The 15,576-nt window shown below is 54.6% G+C and carries 13 protein-coding genes and 2 pseudogenes; 10 read left to right on the top strand and 5 right to left on the bottom strand.

Translation table 11 applies throughout. The annotated features are described in order from the left end of the window. Positions 1-315: 315 nt before the first annotated feature. The 3 genes from mgtE to CQ011_RS07045 all read left to right on the top strand — a co-directional run bounded on the left by mgtE (position 316) and on the right by CQ011_RS07045 (position 4,119). Entirely contained in the window at positions 316-1,674 is a 1,359-nt protein-coding gene (gene mgtE / locus CQ011_RS07055) for a magnesium transporter (protein WP_105675911.1), read from the top strand. 62 nt (positions 1,675-1,736) lie between these two features. Next, the gene (locus CQ011_RS07050) at positions 1,737-2,846 is read left to right on the top strand and encodes an oxidoreductase (RefSeq protein WP_105675910.1); all 1,110 of its coding nucleotides are present in this window, start codon (positions 1,737-1,739) and stop codon (positions 2,844-2,846) included. A gap of 142 nt (positions 2,847-2,988) precedes the next feature. Further along, a complete protein-coding gene (locus CQ011_RS07045) occupies positions 2,989-4,119 on the top strand; it encodes a baeRF2 domain-containing protein (protein WP_286161114.1) in 1,131 nt (376 codons plus the stop codon). A 72-nt stretch (positions 4,120-4,191) separates the two neighbouring features. On the opposite strand, the gene CQ011_RS07040 is transcribed toward CQ011_RS07045, so the two are convergent. Beyond that, complete coding sequence (locus CQ011_RS07040; RefSeq protein ID WP_181148019.1) at positions 4,192-5,271, bottom strand: CPBP family intramembrane glutamic endopeptidase; 1,080 nt, start codon at positions 5,269-5,271, stop codon at positions 4,192-4,194. Positions 5,272-5,505: 234 nt separating this feature from the next. Here CQ011_RS07040 and CQ011_RS07035 point away from each other — a divergent pair, with 234 nt between their 5' ends. Genes CQ011_RS07035 through CQ011_RS07025 form a run of 3 tightly spaced genes read left to right on the top strand, consistent with a single transcriptional unit; the run spans position 5,506 to position 9,021 of the window. Then, positions 5,506-6,786 (top strand): YibE/F family protein, encoded by a 1,281-nt coding sequence (locus CQ011_RS07035; protein ID WP_105675906.1) that lies wholly within the window; start codon positions 5,506-5,508, stop codon positions 6,784-6,786. 46 nt (positions 6,787-6,832) lie between these two features. Then, positions 6,833-7,882: a metal ABC transporter solute-binding protein, Zn/Mn family gene (locus tag CQ011_RS07030; RefSeq protein WP_105675904.1), complete on the top strand. Its 1,050-nt coding sequence runs from the start codon at positions 6,833-6,835 to the stop codon at positions 7,880-7,882. 20 nt (positions 7,883-7,902) lie between these two features. Then, entirely contained in the window at positions 7,903-9,021 is a 1,119-nt protein-coding gene (locus CQ011_RS07025) for a CDP-glycerol glycerophosphotransferase family protein (protein ID WP_105675902.1), read from the top strand. Here CQ011_RS07025 and CQ011_RS07020 read toward each other — a convergent pair. From CQ011_RS07020 to CQ011_RS07010, 3 genes are read right to left on the bottom strand one after another with little or no spacing between them, the layout of a single operon-like run. Next, positions 9,018-10,508, bottom strand: coding sequence for a gamma-aminobutyraldehyde dehydrogenase (locus tag CQ011_RS07020; RefSeq protein ID WP_105675900.1), 1,491 nt, complete (start codon positions 10,506-10,508; stop codon positions 9,018-9,020). The two genes, CQ011_RS07025 and CQ011_RS07020, sit on opposite strands and share 4 nt — an antisense overlap. 33 nt (positions 10,509-10,541) lie before the next feature. After that, entirely contained in the window at positions 10,542-10,910 is a 369-nt protein-coding gene (locus CQ011_RS07015) for a cupin domain-containing protein (protein WP_105675898.1), read from the bottom strand. After that, complete coding sequence (locus tag CQ011_RS07010) at positions 10,910-12,355, bottom strand: NAD(P)/FAD-dependent oxidoreductase (protein ID WP_105675896.1); 1,446 nt, start codon at positions 12,353-12,355, stop codon at positions 10,910-10,912. The genes CQ011_RS07015 and CQ011_RS07010 overlap by 1 nt, the downstream gene beginning before the upstream one ends. 340 nt (positions 12,356-12,695) lie before the next feature. Here CQ011_RS07010 and CQ011_RS07005 point away from each other — a divergent pair. Further along, positions 12,696-12,845, top strand: a pseudogene (locus CQ011_RS07005) (aldehyde dehydrogenase family protein); the annotation flags it as partial. On the opposite strand, the pseudogene CQ011_RS07000 reads toward CQ011_RS07005, so the two are convergent. Beyond that, positions 12,831-13,012 (bottom strand): annotated as a pseudogene (locus tag CQ011_RS07000) (NAD(+)--rifampin ADP-ribosyltransferase); the annotation flags it as partial. The pseudogenes CQ011_RS07005 and CQ011_RS07000 overlap by 15 nt on opposite strands. A 102-nt stretch (positions 13,013-13,114) precedes the next feature. On the opposite strand from CQ011_RS07000, the gene CQ011_RS06995 reads away from it, so the two are divergent. The 3 genes from CQ011_RS06995 (at position 13,115) to CQ011_RS06985 (ending at position 15,414) form a co-directional block, all read left to right on the top strand. After that, complete coding sequence (locus CQ011_RS06995) at positions 13,115-13,930, top strand: shikimate 5-dehydrogenase (RefSeq protein WP_105675894.1); 816 nt, start codon at positions 13,115-13,117, stop codon at positions 13,928-13,930. 171 nt (positions 13,931-14,101) lie between these two features. Then, positions 14,102-14,350, top strand: coding sequence for a hypothetical protein (locus CQ011_RS17760; protein WP_181148018.1), 249 nt, complete (start codon positions 14,102-14,104; stop codon positions 14,348-14,350). 170 nt (positions 14,351-14,520) lie between these two features. Next, a complete protein-coding gene (locus CQ011_RS06985; protein ID WP_105675892.1) occupies positions 14,521-15,414 on the top strand; it encodes a LysR family transcriptional regulator in 894 nt (297 codons plus the stop codon). Positions 15,415-15,576 lie beyond the last annotated feature (162 nt).

The raw sequence follows: 15,576 nt of genomic DNA, 5'->3' as shown, positions 1-15,576 counted from the left end.
ATGGGCGCGGAAGATGATAGAAATGAAACAAGGTGTTTCTCGGGTTTAAGCCCGGACCTATTCGAGGAGGTGAGCTGCATGGACGATGGTTCTAGTCGATCTATGTACACGCGACCTCCCTTTTTCCTTCTTTAAGCTGAGCCTAAGAGCTGGGTTAAACGGTGGGGTATCGCGCTTCGATTCCTTTTCGTTTCGCTTCATTCAACGCGCGAAGACCGAATGACTTGTCACCCAATTATGTTCCGGGTGGCGATTCAATTGTGCTTCGCACTATCACCGGAATGACGCGTCTAAACCCCGTTTGGACTGATCCTCATGCGCTCTTCAAATCAAGTAGACTTCTCAACCATATCCTCGCAGATTCAAGATCTTTTAGAATCACAGGATTTCAAAGAACTCGCTGCGCTGTTGCGCGAGCTGAACTTGCCGCAAACTCTGCAACAACTTCACCGGCTCTCGGCTAAAGAAATGGCCATCGCTTATCGACTGCTAGCTAAAGAGCAAGCACTAGCGGTCTTTGCACGCTTGGAACCCTCATTACAGGCCGAACTTATCAGCGGCTTGCAACAGGATACGGTCAGCGAGACCTTCGCAGTCATGGCTGCCGATGATCGCGTGGCGCTCCTCGATGAGCTGCCTGCCCACCTGGCCGCAACGCTGCTGCAAGGGCTGGATTCAGCGCAGCGCGACGAGGTCAATGTATTGCTGGGGTACCGAGCCGGAGTCGTGGGCCATCTGATGAATCCATACTTTGTCATCTCCCACCCAGAGCTGACCGTGCGCGAAAGCATGCAACGAGTGCGCGCCAAACTTAACACCGCAGAAAGCGTTTATACGCTCGTAGTTACCGATTCGACCCGCCGGTTAGTTGGCGTCGTTTCACTGCGCGATCTTTTGGCAGCAAAAGAAGAGCAACTAATTTCAGAGCTGTTGACCCCGAGCGATGGTGCCAGCGCCGAAGAACCAGTGCTGGACGCTGCCCGTCAGGTCGTATTGAGTCAAGAGCTACTGACCCCGGTGGTGGATTCTGAGCGTCGTGTGGTGGGCGTCTTCAGTAATTCTGATGCGGTCTCGGTGCTAGCTAATTCCGATGAACAGCGTGCTGCTCGGATTTCAGGCGCCGAACCATTACGGCGGCCTTACTTGAGCACCACGATTGGTTCTTTGGTCAAGAGCAGAATCGTCTGGCTACTGGTGCTTGCCGTCGGCGCAACGCTCACCGTGCAAGTGCTTTCGAATTTCGAAGAAACTCTCGAATCCATGGTCACCCTGAGCTTGTTCATCCCACTGATGGTAGGTATCGGAGGTAATACCGGAAACCAAGCGGCTACGACAGTCACCCGTGCGTTGGCAATGGGAGATGTGAGAGTGGGGGACATCGGAAGAGTCTTGCTGCGCGAACTTGGCGTGGGCTTGACGCTCGGATTGAGTCTGGGAACTATCGGTTTCGGCGTAGCTGGTTTCATTTTCGAGTGGAACATCGCGGTGATCATTGGGATCACGCTTGTGGCTCTGTGCACAATCGCAGCCGGAGTCGGCGGAGTGATGCCAATTATTGGCAAATGGCTAAAAGTTGATCCCGCGGTATTTTCCAACCCATTTATCTCCACCTTTGTTGATGCTGCCGGTCTGATCGTGTATTTCTCAGTGGCCGTGGCTGTTCTCGGACACTGATGCCTAGCTCACAAAGTTGGTTATCAAGGAATAATTTCTTGAACTGAAACGTCACACTAGGCATGCCTGAAAGCAAACTGTTTACCCCAGTCACTATCCCAACGAAGGCAGGAAAGGGACTAACACTACGCAACCGCGTGGTCTTGCCTCCCATGTGCCAGTACGTGATCGATAAGCAAGATGGTGTACCCACCACATGGCAATTGGCGCATCTTGGATCTATGGCTCACGGCGGTTTTTCACTGGTAATCGCCGAAGCTACCGCGGTGGCCGCCGAAGGACGCATCTCGGATCGAGATGCTGGGCTGTGGAATGACCAGCAGGTTCACGCGTGGAAGCCAATTACCGAGTACATCCGTTCGCACGGAGCCGCAGCTGGCGTCCAGCTGGCTCACGCCGGAGTTAAGGCTTCTACCTATGGGTGGTTGAAAGAACTCGAAGATCAGGGCAAGGTCGGCAGTCTCAGTGCAGAAGATGGCGGCTGGGAAACTTTCACCTCCAGTGCCGAGGATCTGTACGGGCTAAATCCGGGAACGGAGATGAGCGTCGAACAGATCGCCAGTTCCGTCCAAGATTGGGCCGAGGCTGCCAAGCGTGCAGATGCTGCAGGGTTCGACCTGATTCAGATTCACGCCGCACACGGTTACCTGATTCACCAGTTCCTCTCACCACTATCTAATAAGCGCACCGACCAGTACGGTGGCAGCTTTGAAAATCGCACCCGCTATTTGCGCGAAATTGTGCAGGCAATCGTTAAGGTTTGGCCAGAGCACAAAGCCTTAGGCATTCGTTTCTCCGGTGAAGACTGGGTTGAGGGTGGTTGGCGCATCGCGGACACGGTGAAAATCGCCACCGAACTCTACGAATATGGTGCGCGTGCATTTGATCTGTCCAGTGCCGGAATTGGGGCCTTCCACGGCCCTACCGGCCCCGGCTACCAGGTACCTCTTGCTCAGGCAGTGAAACAAGCATTGCCTGATGACGCCTTTGTGACGGCGGTGGGAGTCATCACCGATGCGGTCCAGGCCGAACACATCTTGGTGACCGGCCAGGCCGACGGTGTCAGCATAGGACGCGCCGCATTGGGTGATCCACAGTGGCCAAATCGTGCCGCGCAGCAGCTTGGCGCACAGAAATCTCACCCACCTCAGTACTGGCGCGGTCGCTGGTAATAAACGTAGGTCGGGTAACGATTTTGGGTTAACACAGGGGATCTTTGTACTTTGCTCTTCCAGCTATCGACGTGCGATGTTACGTTAGTCACACGGATCTAGTCGCACCGCGACCAAGGGTCGCGTGCGGAAGGGAGTCAGCATGGCACTACGCGCGGATTCTAATGGAATCGACGCTTCGCTCTATCGGAAAACTGGGTCATGGTGCACCGCCTTGGTGGATGCATCGCTCGGAACCACCGCAGCGCACGAAGCAGCCGACCGGCTGCCGGGGGAAGTAGCTAAGCTACTCAAAAGCCAGCAGGCCGGTGCCGCAGACATTGAGGCACTCACCAACGCGATAGAAGCCACTAAAGGGCTTCGTGCGCCGGTAGCTCGCTTCGTGGCAGTTCACGATGGGACGGTGGTACTCAACGAACTCATTCCGGGGCTCAAAGTCGATTCCGCCGCCGTGGATGTGGGGCCATTTCCGAATTTCACTGCTCTTGCTAGGGCGCGAGGCGGAGCTTTCTCCTACCTCGTGGCCGAGGCCGGACGTGACGGGGGAGAAGTGCATCTATACAACACCGCCTCGCCAGAACGCGTGGCAAGCCGCGGGGTTGTTGGATTACCCGAAGAGATTCACCGGGCACGTAAGGTACCTAGCGAATATGATCAGCCCAAAAATCAGTCAGCAGCCGATGAGATGGCGCGGCGAAACGCCGAAGAAGTCGCCGAGCTTATTGCCCAAATGGCTAAGGACACCTTTGTTCGGCTGATCGTGCTTTCGGGTGATGTGAAATCGCGTGAAACGATCGCCGGGATGATTCCGGGGGCATTAAGACCCTATGTTGTAGTTCTCGATTCGCATACACGAACTGGGGGTGCTGATTCTAAGCAGGTCGATGAATCAATTTCACGATTGATTTCCGAAACTCATGAAGCGGCAGTTGCCGAGCTTGAACAGCGCGTATCGGCACAAACTGGCAATGGCCGGGCTCAGCTGGCTGTGGGTCTTGCCGAAGTGGTTTCGGCCTTGCAGTCTGCGCAGGCGGAAGTCGTTTTGGTGGGTCAGTATCAAGACGAACACACCTTGCGCGCACTGTCGGGAGAACCGTGGGTGGCGCATGAAGAAGGCGATGATCATGCGGACCTGGTGATTGGACAGTGGCCAGCACCGGAGGTTCTGCTTCGGGCTACAGCTTTAACCGATGCGACGATCCGCTACGTTCCGGATTCCATCTTGCCCGAGGGTGCAGGAATCGTAGCGTTACTGCGTTGGGCCAAATCCTAAAAGATCAACAAAGCGTCGCCGGTGAGAATCAAATATTCTCAGCGGCGACGCTTTTCTCTGCCTGCGCTTGAACTAGCGACCCGGGGCAGGAGGATCTTTGATCTCGTCCTCGTTGGTGCCCTGCGCAGAATAAGGAGATTGTTGCGGATACTCGGCCGGGTAAGTTGTCTCTTGCCCGGTGTGCGGAGGAGCCCAGTACGCTTGCGTTGGTGTGCCAGCGGGGTGGCGAATCGGCCATGGCTGCAACAGCTGTGGGGTTTGGCGTCTAGGTTCTGGTCCGGCGGTGCGCTGCACTGAATAACGCTTAGCCATCACAAGCAGAACATAGGCCACGAGCGCGGTAAATGCCACCGAGGTCAGCAGGCTTGAAAGGGAAGACTGCGAGGAATTAATATCCACGGCACCCGCGGCACCGAGCAAAAATAGTCCCACGTTGTTGATGACGTGCACTGCAATCGCCGCTTCGAGGCCACCGGTGCGCCAGGTGAGGTAACCGGCGACTATCGCAAAGAAGGCCACATCAAGCAGGCCGTAAATATCGTAGAGGTGCCCTGCGGTAAATAGCGGAACCGGAAGCAAAATGGCGAAGAGCGGATGCTTGAGCCAGCTACCAAGGCTTTGCATGAGCAGGCCACGGAAGACTAACTCCTCGGCAGCTGCCTGGAATGGCACTAACAAAATGACAAGTAGGGCAAAGAACAAGGGCTTAGCAGGAAGGTTCTCCGGTGGAATCTGTACCGAGGCCACCACTCCGGTGGCTTCTAAGCCCAAACTGATCCCGAAATAGAGGGCATAGAGCACCAGACAGATGCCCGCGCATAGTCCCAACCAGCGCCAGCGGATCTTTCCGGTCACTGAGAAAAGCAACCCCACCGGCCGGGGGCCGAGGAATAAGTATGCGAGGTACGCAACCGGTATCAAAGCTATGAGCGAGAGCATGGTGAACAAGAAGACGAATGGGTCTGCCATGTTCATCGACTCAAAAGCGCCCACGATCGGATTGCTAGGATCATCAAGCTGGCTTCCTAAGCTGCTGAAGAGCACGATCATGAGCCCAACGAGCAAGATGATGGATAGCACCACATAAAAGCCCACGGCCGTTCCGAGCAGGGCCAAGGGGCGCCACCATGCATACTCGGAATTGCGGCGCATTAGCCGATGATATTCATACCTAGGTTCTTCGGCGTTAGTGTTGCTCGGTGAAGTCCCGTGGTTCTCAGACAAGCTCATAGAACAATCTTCGCCCCGAAGAGGGCAAATAGGCATGAGCCTTGCGGAGGATTTGTTGAGTCATCCTTTGGGGGTGTTCCTGATAACTAGTTCAGGTTCGCTGACTAGACTTGGGCGCGACGAGTTTTGATTAATCCTTTGAGGAGTGCACCGACCGTGGGCCACAGTCACAATCACGATCAGCCGATTTTGCAAGATCCTGCAAGGAGACGCCGAGCATCAATTATTTTGTGGGCACTGTTAGCCCCGGTGGGCGCGTTGGCCCTGATCATGGTGATTGCGCTGTGGCCGCAAGGTAACTATGACCGTTTTGCCTTAGATGGTGCAATGGATACCACCGGTGGTGCCAGCATGCAGGTGGGCACGGTGACTCGGTCATTAATTCAGGATTGCCCTTCCAGTATGGGACTTGAAGAAGTTGGCGGTAAAACACTTGAATGCAATGTCACTTATCTGATGCCAGATAGTGGCGGAGCCGAAATTGCGTTAGAGATTCCGCCCGAACAGTTGCACTCTCGTGAGGCCCGTTCGGGAGATCAGATTCGATATTTGGATCTTTCTGCGGTGGGATCTGACAGTGGCAGCCCCTATGTTTTCGTGGATTTTGTCCGTACCTTGCCGATGTCTCTGTTAGCCGTGGCCTATGGGCTAGTGGTGGTGCTGGTGGCCGGGTGGCGCGGAGCGCGTGCGGTTATTGGGCTTGTCGGCGGAATCGCGTTCATGATCATCTTCATGGTGCCTGCCCTGTTGGAGGGCGGAAATCCTGTACTGATCGCGCTGACGGGGTCTACCGCGATTATGTTTGTGGCGTTGTATTTTGCGCATGGACTCAATGCGAAAACTTCGACGGCTTTATTGGGCACACTCTTTGGTTTGGCGGTGACCGCTGGACTTGCGGTGTGGCTGACAGATGCCGCGGCGCTAACCGGCGCGAACGATGAGCACGCGATGACGCTGTCCACGGTGGTACCCCAGATTTCCCTACCTGGCTTACTTATTTGTGGTTTGTTAGTTGGTGGAATGGGTGTGCTCAATGATGTGACTATCACTCAGTCAGCCACCGTATGGGAGCTAGCCGAGACCGCGCCAGATGCCACCGCCAGAGAATTGTTCTTCAAGGGGATGCGTATCGGACGCGATCATATTGCCTCCACCGTGTACACAATTGCCTTTGCTTATGCCGGTGCTGCCCTTCCAATTCTCGCGATTGCAGCGCTCAGCGATCAGAGCTTTGGCACTACTTTGAGCTCTGGTTCGATGGCCGAAGAAGTGATTCGAATTCTTATTGGTTCCATCGGCTTAGTCCTTGCGATTCCGGTAACTACAGCCATTGCCGTTGTAGTCGTCAAGGCGACCGGCACAGGTGGTGCGCACGGGAAAGTTAGTGTCTCGCCGGGGCGTCGAGCAAAGCTAAGTGCGAATGATTCTCAAATGTAATGTAGAATAGTTCTCAATAGCGTGCTGTGTGAATGGAGACTAATAGATGAAAAACCGTGGATTATTTACCTCAATCGTTGCGATCCCGCTTGCCGGACTACTTTTGGCCGGGTGCGCCACTGGTGATACTTCGGGAACTTCAAGTTCGGACGAAGCCCCCGCTAACGGAAAAATTGAGTTAGTGACCACGACAAACGTCTATGGACAGATTGCTCGCGAGATTGGCGGGGAGCGCGTTGCTGTCACCGAAATCATCACCTCTCCCGCTCAGGATCCGCACTCCTATGAACCCACGGCACGAGACAAACTCACCGTCTCTAAGGCATCGGTGGTCTTGGCCAACGGTGGAGGGTATGACCAGTTCATGGACTCCCTCGTCAGCTCTCTTCCTGCGGATAAAGCGGATCAAGTCCATCTGATCCATGCGGTGGATTCTTCCCCGGTGGCCAAGGAGCACGACGATGAGCCGGCGCATGATGAACACGCGGCGGATGAGCACGCTGCAGATGAGCATGCGGGCCATGACCATGCGGCGGACGAGCACTCTGCTGATGAACATGCGGGCCATGACCATGCGGAATACAACGAACATATCTGGTACGACCTGGACTCAATGCAGGCGCTGGCTACCGAACTTGCCGCAGAGCTGGGACATGCCGACCCAGAGGGCGCGAGCGGCTATGAAGCGAATGCCAACACCTTTGTCCAAGGAATCAAGGATCTACGTGAGCAGCTCACGGCTGCGAAACTAGCCGGACACACCTACGCGATGACCGAACCGGTCCCATTCCACCTGCTTGAAGATGCTGGAATGAAAAATAAGACTCCTGCCGGACTCAGCGAAGCAGTTGAAGGCGGCGCCGGTATCGCGCCGCTGTCGCTCAAAGACCTCAGTGACTCGTTGAAGGCGGGCAAGATTGACGTTCTTGCCTACAACGTGCAGACCGAAGGAGCCGAGACCGCATCCTTACGTGCGAACGCCGAAACCGGTCAAGTCCCCGTGGTGGACTTCCGCGAAACGATCACCGATGATTCAGATTATCTTGTGTGGATGAAGAAAAATATTGATGCTTTGTCCTCCGCGATCAACGGGTAATCACTACGTAGACTGAAGGTATGTCTTCGATTACCACTCAAGTCAATCAAGTCGCTGGTCGCGCCAGATCAATATTCGCTGAGCGCGCTGTGCGTTCGCAGATCACCGAGGCGGGCCAGGAGCTGACTGCGGCGGAGCATGTCTTATTTTTCGCCGAAGCGCCCGCACAGTTTTACCAGCTAGGTGTCTGGCTTGAGACTTTCGAAAGACTAGCCGCGCAAGGTCATTCAGTAGGCGTGGTGGTAATGGACGCCTTGTCGGCCCGTGAACTATTAAAGGCCAGCAAACTTCCGGTATTTTTCACGCGTTCTATCGAACAAGTTGAGACCCTACTGACCAAGCTAGGCACACGAAGCATTAGCTATGTGAATAATTCACAACGTAACTTCACCATGCTGCGCTTCAACGGACCAGCGCATATTCACTTAAACCACGGTGAGAGTGAAAAGGCCTCAATGGTCTCGAACCAGCTCAAAGCCTATGATTATGCCTGCGTGGCAGGACCGGCAGCGGTGGAACGAATTTCTGAATCCATAGCTCGCTTCGATACTAAACACCTCGTGCAGATTGGGCGTCCACAGTTGGACGCTCTCATCCCCGAGCTGCCCGCAACCCAAACCAGGGTGCTCTACGCTCCGACATGGGAGGGTGACTCTGTCGCCATGGATTATTCATCGGTGATGAAAATGGGTGAGAGTATTTTGGCGCAGTTCGAGGGGGATAACAGGTTTGAGGTGCGCTTCCGCCCGCACCCGAAAACCGGTGATCACTCAGCTGAGATGAAAAAAGAAATTACCGCACTCCGTGCCCGTTTCGCAGCTCAACTAGATCCGGTAGCTGATGCGGGACAGTCCTTGGTCTGGGCTGACGTGGCAATCTGCGATACCTCCGCGATGGCCTACGACGCAGTCGCGCTTAACGTTCCGCTGTTCCTCACCGGTCATCGACCGTCGCAGCTTCGCGAACGCTTGCCACATGAGCAACTTTTGGAATCGCCTAATGGACTGGCTCAGCGTGTGGCTGAACTAGCTAAGGGAGGGGTACCGGGACGGCAGAAACAGCTGGCCCAATATTTCTTTGCCACAACCTCACCAGGTCAGGCAACCAAAAAACTGGGCCAGCTATTGGAATCCGTTTAACGCTGGAGAAATACGGTGTTCTGCCAGTCTCGGTGAGCATCGGTATCGTGCGAGATCAATACGTGCTTAACGTTCGTGTACTCATCAAATGAATACTGGCTCATGTCTTTGCCCATTCCCGAAGCCTTGTAACCGCCGTGGGGCATTTCCGAAACAATGATGATGTGCTCGTTGATCCATACGCAGCCGGCCTGAATTTGCGCGCTCGCGCGCATGGCCCGGTTGATGTCTTTGGTCCACGCACTCGCGGCTAAACCGTACGGTGTATCGTTGGCCAGTTTGATAGCTTCATCATCGGTTTCAAAAGGTAAGGCGACCAGCACCGGACCGAAAACCTCCTGCTGCACGATTTCTGAATCTTGCGTGGCATTGACCAGCAGAGTTGGTCGATAAAAATTACCTGGACCGTCTAGTTTTGTGCCGCCGGACAATACCGTTGCACCTGCCTCCACTGCGCGTGCCACCATCGAAGAAACCTTCTGAACGTGGGCCTCGCTAATAAGAGCTCCCATGTCGGTATTTTGATCGGTCGGATCCCCAACCACCATCTGGCTCATCAACTGAGCCACGCGTCCGGTGAACTTCTCAAATACCGAGGAGTGAACGTATGCCCGGGTCGCCGCCGTGCAGTCCTGTCCCGCATTGATGGTTGAGCCGGCCACCGCACCATGGGCAGCTGCTTCAATATCTGCGTCATCAAACACCACAAAAGGCGCTTTGCCACCAAGTTCTAGGTGCACTCGTTTACCAGTCTCGGCGGCCATAGACATGATCTTCAAACCGACCTGCGTGGAGCCGGTAAATGAGGTCATCTTCACCAGCTGGTGTCTTACCAATGCCTGACCAACACTGCTTCCACTTCCCACCACGACGTTAACTACGCCATCTGGCAACCCAGCGGTCTTAGCAGCGAGAGCGAAAAGCAGACTTGTCCCGGGGGTTAGCTCGCTGGGCTTGAGCACAATGGTGTTTCCGGCGGCGATGGCCGGAAGAATTTTCCAGGCGGCCATTTGCAACGGGTAATTCCATGGAGCAATGGAGCCCACTACACCTAGTGGCTCCCGACGAATCATGGAGGTGCTATTACCTGCATAATCTCCGGACGCCAGTCCTTGAAGGTGGCGGGCAGCCCCGGCGAAAAAGTTCACGTTATCTATCGAACCGGGGATATCAAATTCGGTAGACATCCGTATGCTCTTGCCGGTCTGCGAGGTTTCCACCTCCGCTAAAACCTGTGCTTGGTTTTGCAACTCACGAGCCAGCGCTAAGAGATGATCAGAGCGTTCAGCAGGTGTGAGCGCAGACCAAATGGTAAATGCTTTCGCAGCCGCGTGGACCGCTTGGTCCACTTCTTCGAGGCTAGCGGTATCGATCTCTTCGAGGAGTTCGCCGGTGGCAGGATTAGTTCTGTTGAGCACCTCACCGGTTCCGCGTTGCCAGGAGCCGTTAATGAACTGGTGTCCGTGCGAAAATTTGAAGCCTGACATGTTCTACCGTTCCTTAAAATGTAGTAAGCGCCATTACCGGCTGAGATAAACTTTGCGAATTTTCTGGGTGACTCGCCATTCGGTGTGCATACCCGCATGCAACCGGATGAGTGCGCCGGGAAACAGTTCTAAATGTTGCGAGACAAAGCCGTCAACCGGAAGTATCTCTACAGTCCCGGCCCCACTAAGCACCACAAAGAATTCATCAGATTCGATATCTTTCATTGCACCGGCAGACATCTCCCAGATGCCTACTTCCGTCTCGTCCAGCTCACCGACTGCATAGAACCCGGCACTGGTCTGCACCGAACCAAGCTGTTGTGATGATTCGACGGCAGTGGAGTGCAACTCGAAAGTATTGGCATCAACAAGTGATGCTTGGGATTTGCGCGGATCAGCCATTAGGAATCAAAACCCATCCCAATCTTGTCCATGACCTTTAGGAAGACCGGGCGTTTGCCTTCGTTATGATCTGCTCTGATCAGCTGATTGGTCATTAATTGAACCCCCACGTAGGCCGCGGGTTCCGGCGGGAATGGCAATGGTTTCGTCCGGACCATTTCCAAGTCGGTCAGTTCAGTCTTAGTTCCTGATAGCAGGTCCAACATGACTTTAGCGCCAAACCTCGTGGCTCCAACGCCAAGGCCGGTAAATCCAGCACAGTACGCAGCTTTCCCTCCGTGAGTCAGATCAAAGAAGGAGAAGAAGCGTGAACAGGTATCGATAGCACCGCCCCAGGCATGAGAAAACTTCACATCTTTCAGTTGCGGAAAGCTGCCGAAAAAGTGGGCTGCTAACTTCTCGAAGGTGGCAGAGTTAATGTCGTAGCTTGAACGGATCCGGCCGCCAAAATGGTACACGGCATCGTAGCCACCGTAGAGGATCCGGGTTTTGCCTTCCGAATCAATAGTGGGGCGGGCGTAGTGGAATCGATTGTTTAGATCTGCCAGACCTAAGGGTTCGTCCCAACCTAGAGCTTGCTGTTGTTGTTCTGTCAGCGGTTCGGTCATCAGCGCATAGTCATACACGGGGATCACCCGTGCGTGGTGGCGTTTGAGCAGTGAGGGAAAAACATTGGTAGCTAAGGCGATGCGTTCCGCGGTGATTTGCCCGGTATCAGTCAGAACTTGGACGTGGGAACCTGTATCTTTTAGTTCGGTCGCTCGGGTGTGCTCATAGATCCGCACTCCCAGTTCACGGCATACCCTAGCTAGCTCCCAAACAAGCTTTGCAGGGTGAACCAACGCGGTGGATTCTCGGTCTAACGAGCCGGCCAGAAAATCGGGGGAGTTGATCAATTTTTTCACTGCCACGGCGTCGAGGAATTCGATCCCGTCCGATTCTGCGGCTTCAGCGACCCAAGAAACCTGATGCGGTTCGGTGGCTACCTCAAGTACACCGGCACGGGTGAAGTCAACGTCCATGCTGTAGCGTTCTACGGTTGCTTGGAACTCGTCGAGGTTCTGGGCACCAAGCTGACCGAGTAGCTCATTTTCTTTCGGTAGGTGGTTGGCTCCGTTAGCCTCTCCATGAACCAACGAAGCTTCACAAAATCCGCCGTTTCGTCCCGAGGCTGCCCAGCCGATGCGGTGGGACTCGATAAGTACTACATCACGATGTGGATCTCGCTCTTTGGCTTGTAGCGCGGTCCACAGGCCGGTGTAACCGCCACCGATGACGAGTAGATCTGCCTCGGTGTTTGCTTCCAAGGCTGCGGTCGCCTCGGGGCGTTCTGCATGATCCAGCCAATAGGAACCGTGCTTCGCATTTTCGAGCGATTTCGTGATGTGCTCGGGCGACGCATTGGCTTCATGTCGGTCGAATGTCAGAGTTTTAGGGTTGCTCATTAGTGGTCCTCAGCTTGTTACGGGCGGAAAATAGTTAGGCCGGTAACGTCAGCGGAACGACTAACGGGCACAAAGTGGCGACGGGGATTTGGGTCTTGAGAAACGCAGGTACTCGCGTAGCTTGTTGTCCTTGAATAGCGCCGTGCTGGGCAGTGAAGCGTACCGGGGCATGATTCGATAGCCATTGGCTGGCCACGGATATCCCTCTTCTCGAAAGTACTCGCCTCGTAGTGAACGTCATTCATTACTTATCTAAGCCCGGATTGTGAGGTAGGTCAAGAGATATTTTGAGATGCCTAGACGTCCGTTGGAACGGTTAAACTCGTGTGGCCCAGCAGGAATTTATGATCAGGTCTGCGAAGCGCTCACCAACGTGGCTACCAAAATGCCTATGGGCGTGTGGCTGGATGAAAATAACGTGCTCGGACCGCTGCAGAACAAAGCGCTGTTCGACATTGTGGCGGGCCAAGTCCAAGACGCGGAGGACACCGTCCAACGCCGCGATTTCAGCTGCCAGCCCTGCGCCGTGAATTAGATACTGTTCATGATGATTTCCGGCCGGTAATTCGACGGGAATCCGGCAGTTAATGCATCTCCGATCCGTAGTTCGGCTTTGGTGCCGTGGAAGAACGGGCCGTCATCAAGTTCGTTGTTCATAGGCCAAGACGATAGTCGTCAATGCCGATTCGTGAAAGCGTGCGCCACGGATCCCCACGTATATTGGGATGTGAACCGGCAGCAATATTTGGAGGACAACGCGTGCCTATTTTGAATAAAGACATGACCCTATGCATTTCGTTATCGGGTCGACCGTCTAATATCGGCACCCGGTTCCACAATTACTTGTATGAAGAACTCGGGCTGAACTTCATCTATAAGGCCTTCTCGACCGAAGACCTCGCCGGTGCCATCGCAGGGGTACGAGCCTTAGGCATCCGTGGCTGCTCGGTATCCATGCCGTTCAAAGAAGACGTTATGGCAATGGTCGATGAAATCGAGCCTTCGGCCAAAGCAATCGACTCGGTGAACACCATCGTAAATACCAACGGGCGACTGGTCGCTTCCAACACGGACTTCGAAGCGATCGCGACGCTCATCGAACGCCATAAGCTGGATCCAGGAAGCAGTGTGCTGGTCCGCGGCTCCGGTGGAATGGCCAAGGCAGTGGTCGCGGCCTTCCGCGAAGCGGGTTTCCGTGACCTGACCGTGTTGGCTCGCAATGAAGGTTCCGGGCAAGCCCTGGCTGATAAATACGGCTACGGTTTTGTCGGGGTCGACCCTGCCCCGGGACACAATATCCTTGTGAACGTTACACCGCTGGGCATGGACGGTGCACAGTCCGAAGAGCTCTCATTCAGTGCGCAACAGATAGGCTTGGCCCGAAGCGTATTCGACGTCGTGGCTTTCCCGAGCGAAACACCGTTGATCCGCGTAGCGCGTAGCGCCGGCAAACAAGTAATCACTGGCGCCGAAGTCATTGCCCTGCAAGCCGCGGCCCAGTTTGAGAAGTACACCGGCCAGGCGCCCACCGAGGAACAGGTTATCCGCGCTTCCGAGTTCTCGCGGGAATCCTGAATTTTCGAAAGAGGTAGTGGTTCTTGATGGCGGTAGTCGTCCTGTCCGTGACAGTTTTCCACGAAAAGCCGTCAGCAGCAGGAAGTGCTTGCTGTCGTAACGAACCACCGAGTGATCTGCCGACGACACGACAGAACGTGGCTGAGTTTCTACTTCAGCGGAGCCATCAGTATGGATATCGACAGCACGTCCGGCTCGATGATCGTGCAATTCCCGGACACACAACCACTGATGCTCGGTGGTACCGGTGGTTTGTATGCTACCGTAGCCGCAGTCTGGGCGTTACGCGGGCGGCAAGGACTTGAAGGACACCCCGGGCTTGCCTACCTGCGTTCATTGGAACAGGGCCAAACAATCAGGTTATGGATTGGGATTTGGTCTGGATGGGTTCAAATCACTGGCGCAGCCACAGCTGATTAAAGACTAAGGATGGGTAGCAAGGTATACTAACTGGTGCCCGAATTCGGTATGTTGGGCACCATCTAAGTTTCGTGGTTTTGTTTCGTGGAGAACTGCGTGCAAGGTCTCTGGCTGGTCCCTGCCCGCTCCCGGACCCATTGCGTCACGACGTTTAAGGAATCAATAACTACATGGTTAAAGAGCACCTCGACAGCAGTATTTCGCTGGCTCAAATTGAAGCATTGATAACGATAGTAGACTATGGGTCCTTTACCGCGGCTGCTGATATTTTGGGGATCTCACAACCTTCATTGTCTCGTCGGATCCGCGCTCTTGACCGAATCCTTGGAGTGCCAGTATTTCGCGCAGTGGGGCGGGATATGGTGCTCACGGAGCTAGGACGAAGCATCATCCCGGCAGGGCGGCGTGCATTACGTGAAATGGCGGCTATCGGGGTTACTGCTTCGTCTAATCGAGCCTTGACGTCCGGATCCTTGCGAATCGCTGGACTACCCTCGCTTGTGGCGGGGATAATGCCTGAATATCTGGGACCGTTTCACCGGCGCCATCCGGGAATCCGGATCGAGATTCTGAGCGTGGAAGACCATGACCGGCTTGTCGAAGCACTTCGCTTAAACCGCGCAGATCTCGCTTTCGGAGTGAACCAGCGTATACCAGCAGATCTAACCGGGCATTCTCTTCGAGATCAGCAATTTTCGGCTGTTGTTTCTCAGGACCTAAACTTGGGCTCCGAAGTACAGCTTGACGCAGATATTCTCAACTCCCTGACCTTGGTAACTCTTCCACAGGGAACTTCAATCCGTAGGATCACCGATGAGGTGTATCGGAATCTTAAGGCCGCCGCACCGCGGCTAATCACCACAACCCAGCGTGACGCGTTGGTGAATTTGAGCATTGCAACCGGCGGCATCACGATGGTTCCCCGAGTGTTGGCCAGCACAGCCCAGATCTTTGGGGGCCAGCAGATTCCCTTAGACCTATCTGCGGCCAGACCTTTGGGCATCTTCTATCGGCGCGAAGAATTCGGCAATCCCGCCTTGGAGAAGTTCATTGAGTACATGTGAGTTTGGAATCTCAATGGTAGTTCCGGTCCCGCATGTTGGCGCCGAAAACATCGTGTCTCATGCATCTGAGGTATAGATCAGATCGCGTCGGCTATTGGTTTTCATGAATTACCCCGTGTTCTGCTGGATATGCATTTCGATACAGTACACAAACAGGGGAAT

Origin of the sequence: Arthrobacter sp. MYb213 (assembly GCF_002979915.1) — a bacterium.
Lineage (GTDB): Bacteria > Actinomycetota > Actinomycetes > Actinomycetales > Micrococcaceae > Glutamicibacter.
Note: the sequence above shows the minus strand (reverse complement) of the source record. Positions and strands in the feature narration are given on the sequence as shown.

Excerpts from the sequence above, each read along its gene's own strand:
- CQ011_RS07025 (WP_105675902.1), top strand. The coding sequence starts at position 7,903 with ATGTCTTCGATTACCACTCAAGTCAATCAAGTCGCTGGTCGCGCCAGA.
- CQ011_RS07045 (WP_286161114.1), top strand. The coding sequence starts at position 2,989 with ATGGCACTACGCGCGGATTCTAATGGAATCGACGCTTCGCTCTATCGG.
- mgtE (WP_105675911.1), top strand. The coding sequence starts at position 316 with ATGCGCTCTTCAAATCAAGTAGACTTCTCAACCATATCCTCGCAGATT.
- CQ011_RS17760 (WP_181148018.1), top strand. The coding sequence starts at position 14,102 with ATGGATATCGACAGCACGTCCGGCTCGATGATCGTGCAATTCCCGGAC.
- CQ011_RS07050 (WP_105675910.1), top strand. The coding sequence starts at position 1,737 with ATGCCTGAAAGCAAACTGTTTACCCCAGTCACTATCCCAACGAAGGCA.
- CQ011_RS07030 (WP_105675904.1), top strand. The coding sequence starts at position 6,833 with ATGAAAAACCGTGGATTATTTACCTCAATCGTTGCGATCCCGCTTGCC.
- CQ011_RS07010 (WP_105675896.1), bottom strand. The coding sequence starts at position 12,355 with ATGAGCAACCCTAAAACTCTGACATTCGACCGACATGAAGCCAATGCG.
- CQ011_RS06985 (WP_105675892.1), top strand. The coding sequence starts at position 14,521 with ATGGTTAAAGAGCACCTCGACAGCAGTATTTCGCTGGCTCAAATTGAA.
- CQ011_RS07040 (WP_181148019.1), bottom strand. The coding sequence starts at position 5,271 with ATGCGCCGCAATTCCGAGTATGCATGGTGGCGCCCCTTGGCCCTGCTC.
- CQ011_RS07020 (WP_105675900.1), bottom strand. The coding sequence starts at position 10,508 with ATGTCAGGCTTCAAATTTTCGCACGGACACCAGTTCATTAACGGCTCC.
- CQ011_RS07015 (WP_105675898.1), bottom strand. The coding sequence starts at position 10,910 with ATGGCTGATCCGCGCAAATCCCAAGCATCACTTGTTGATGCCAATACT.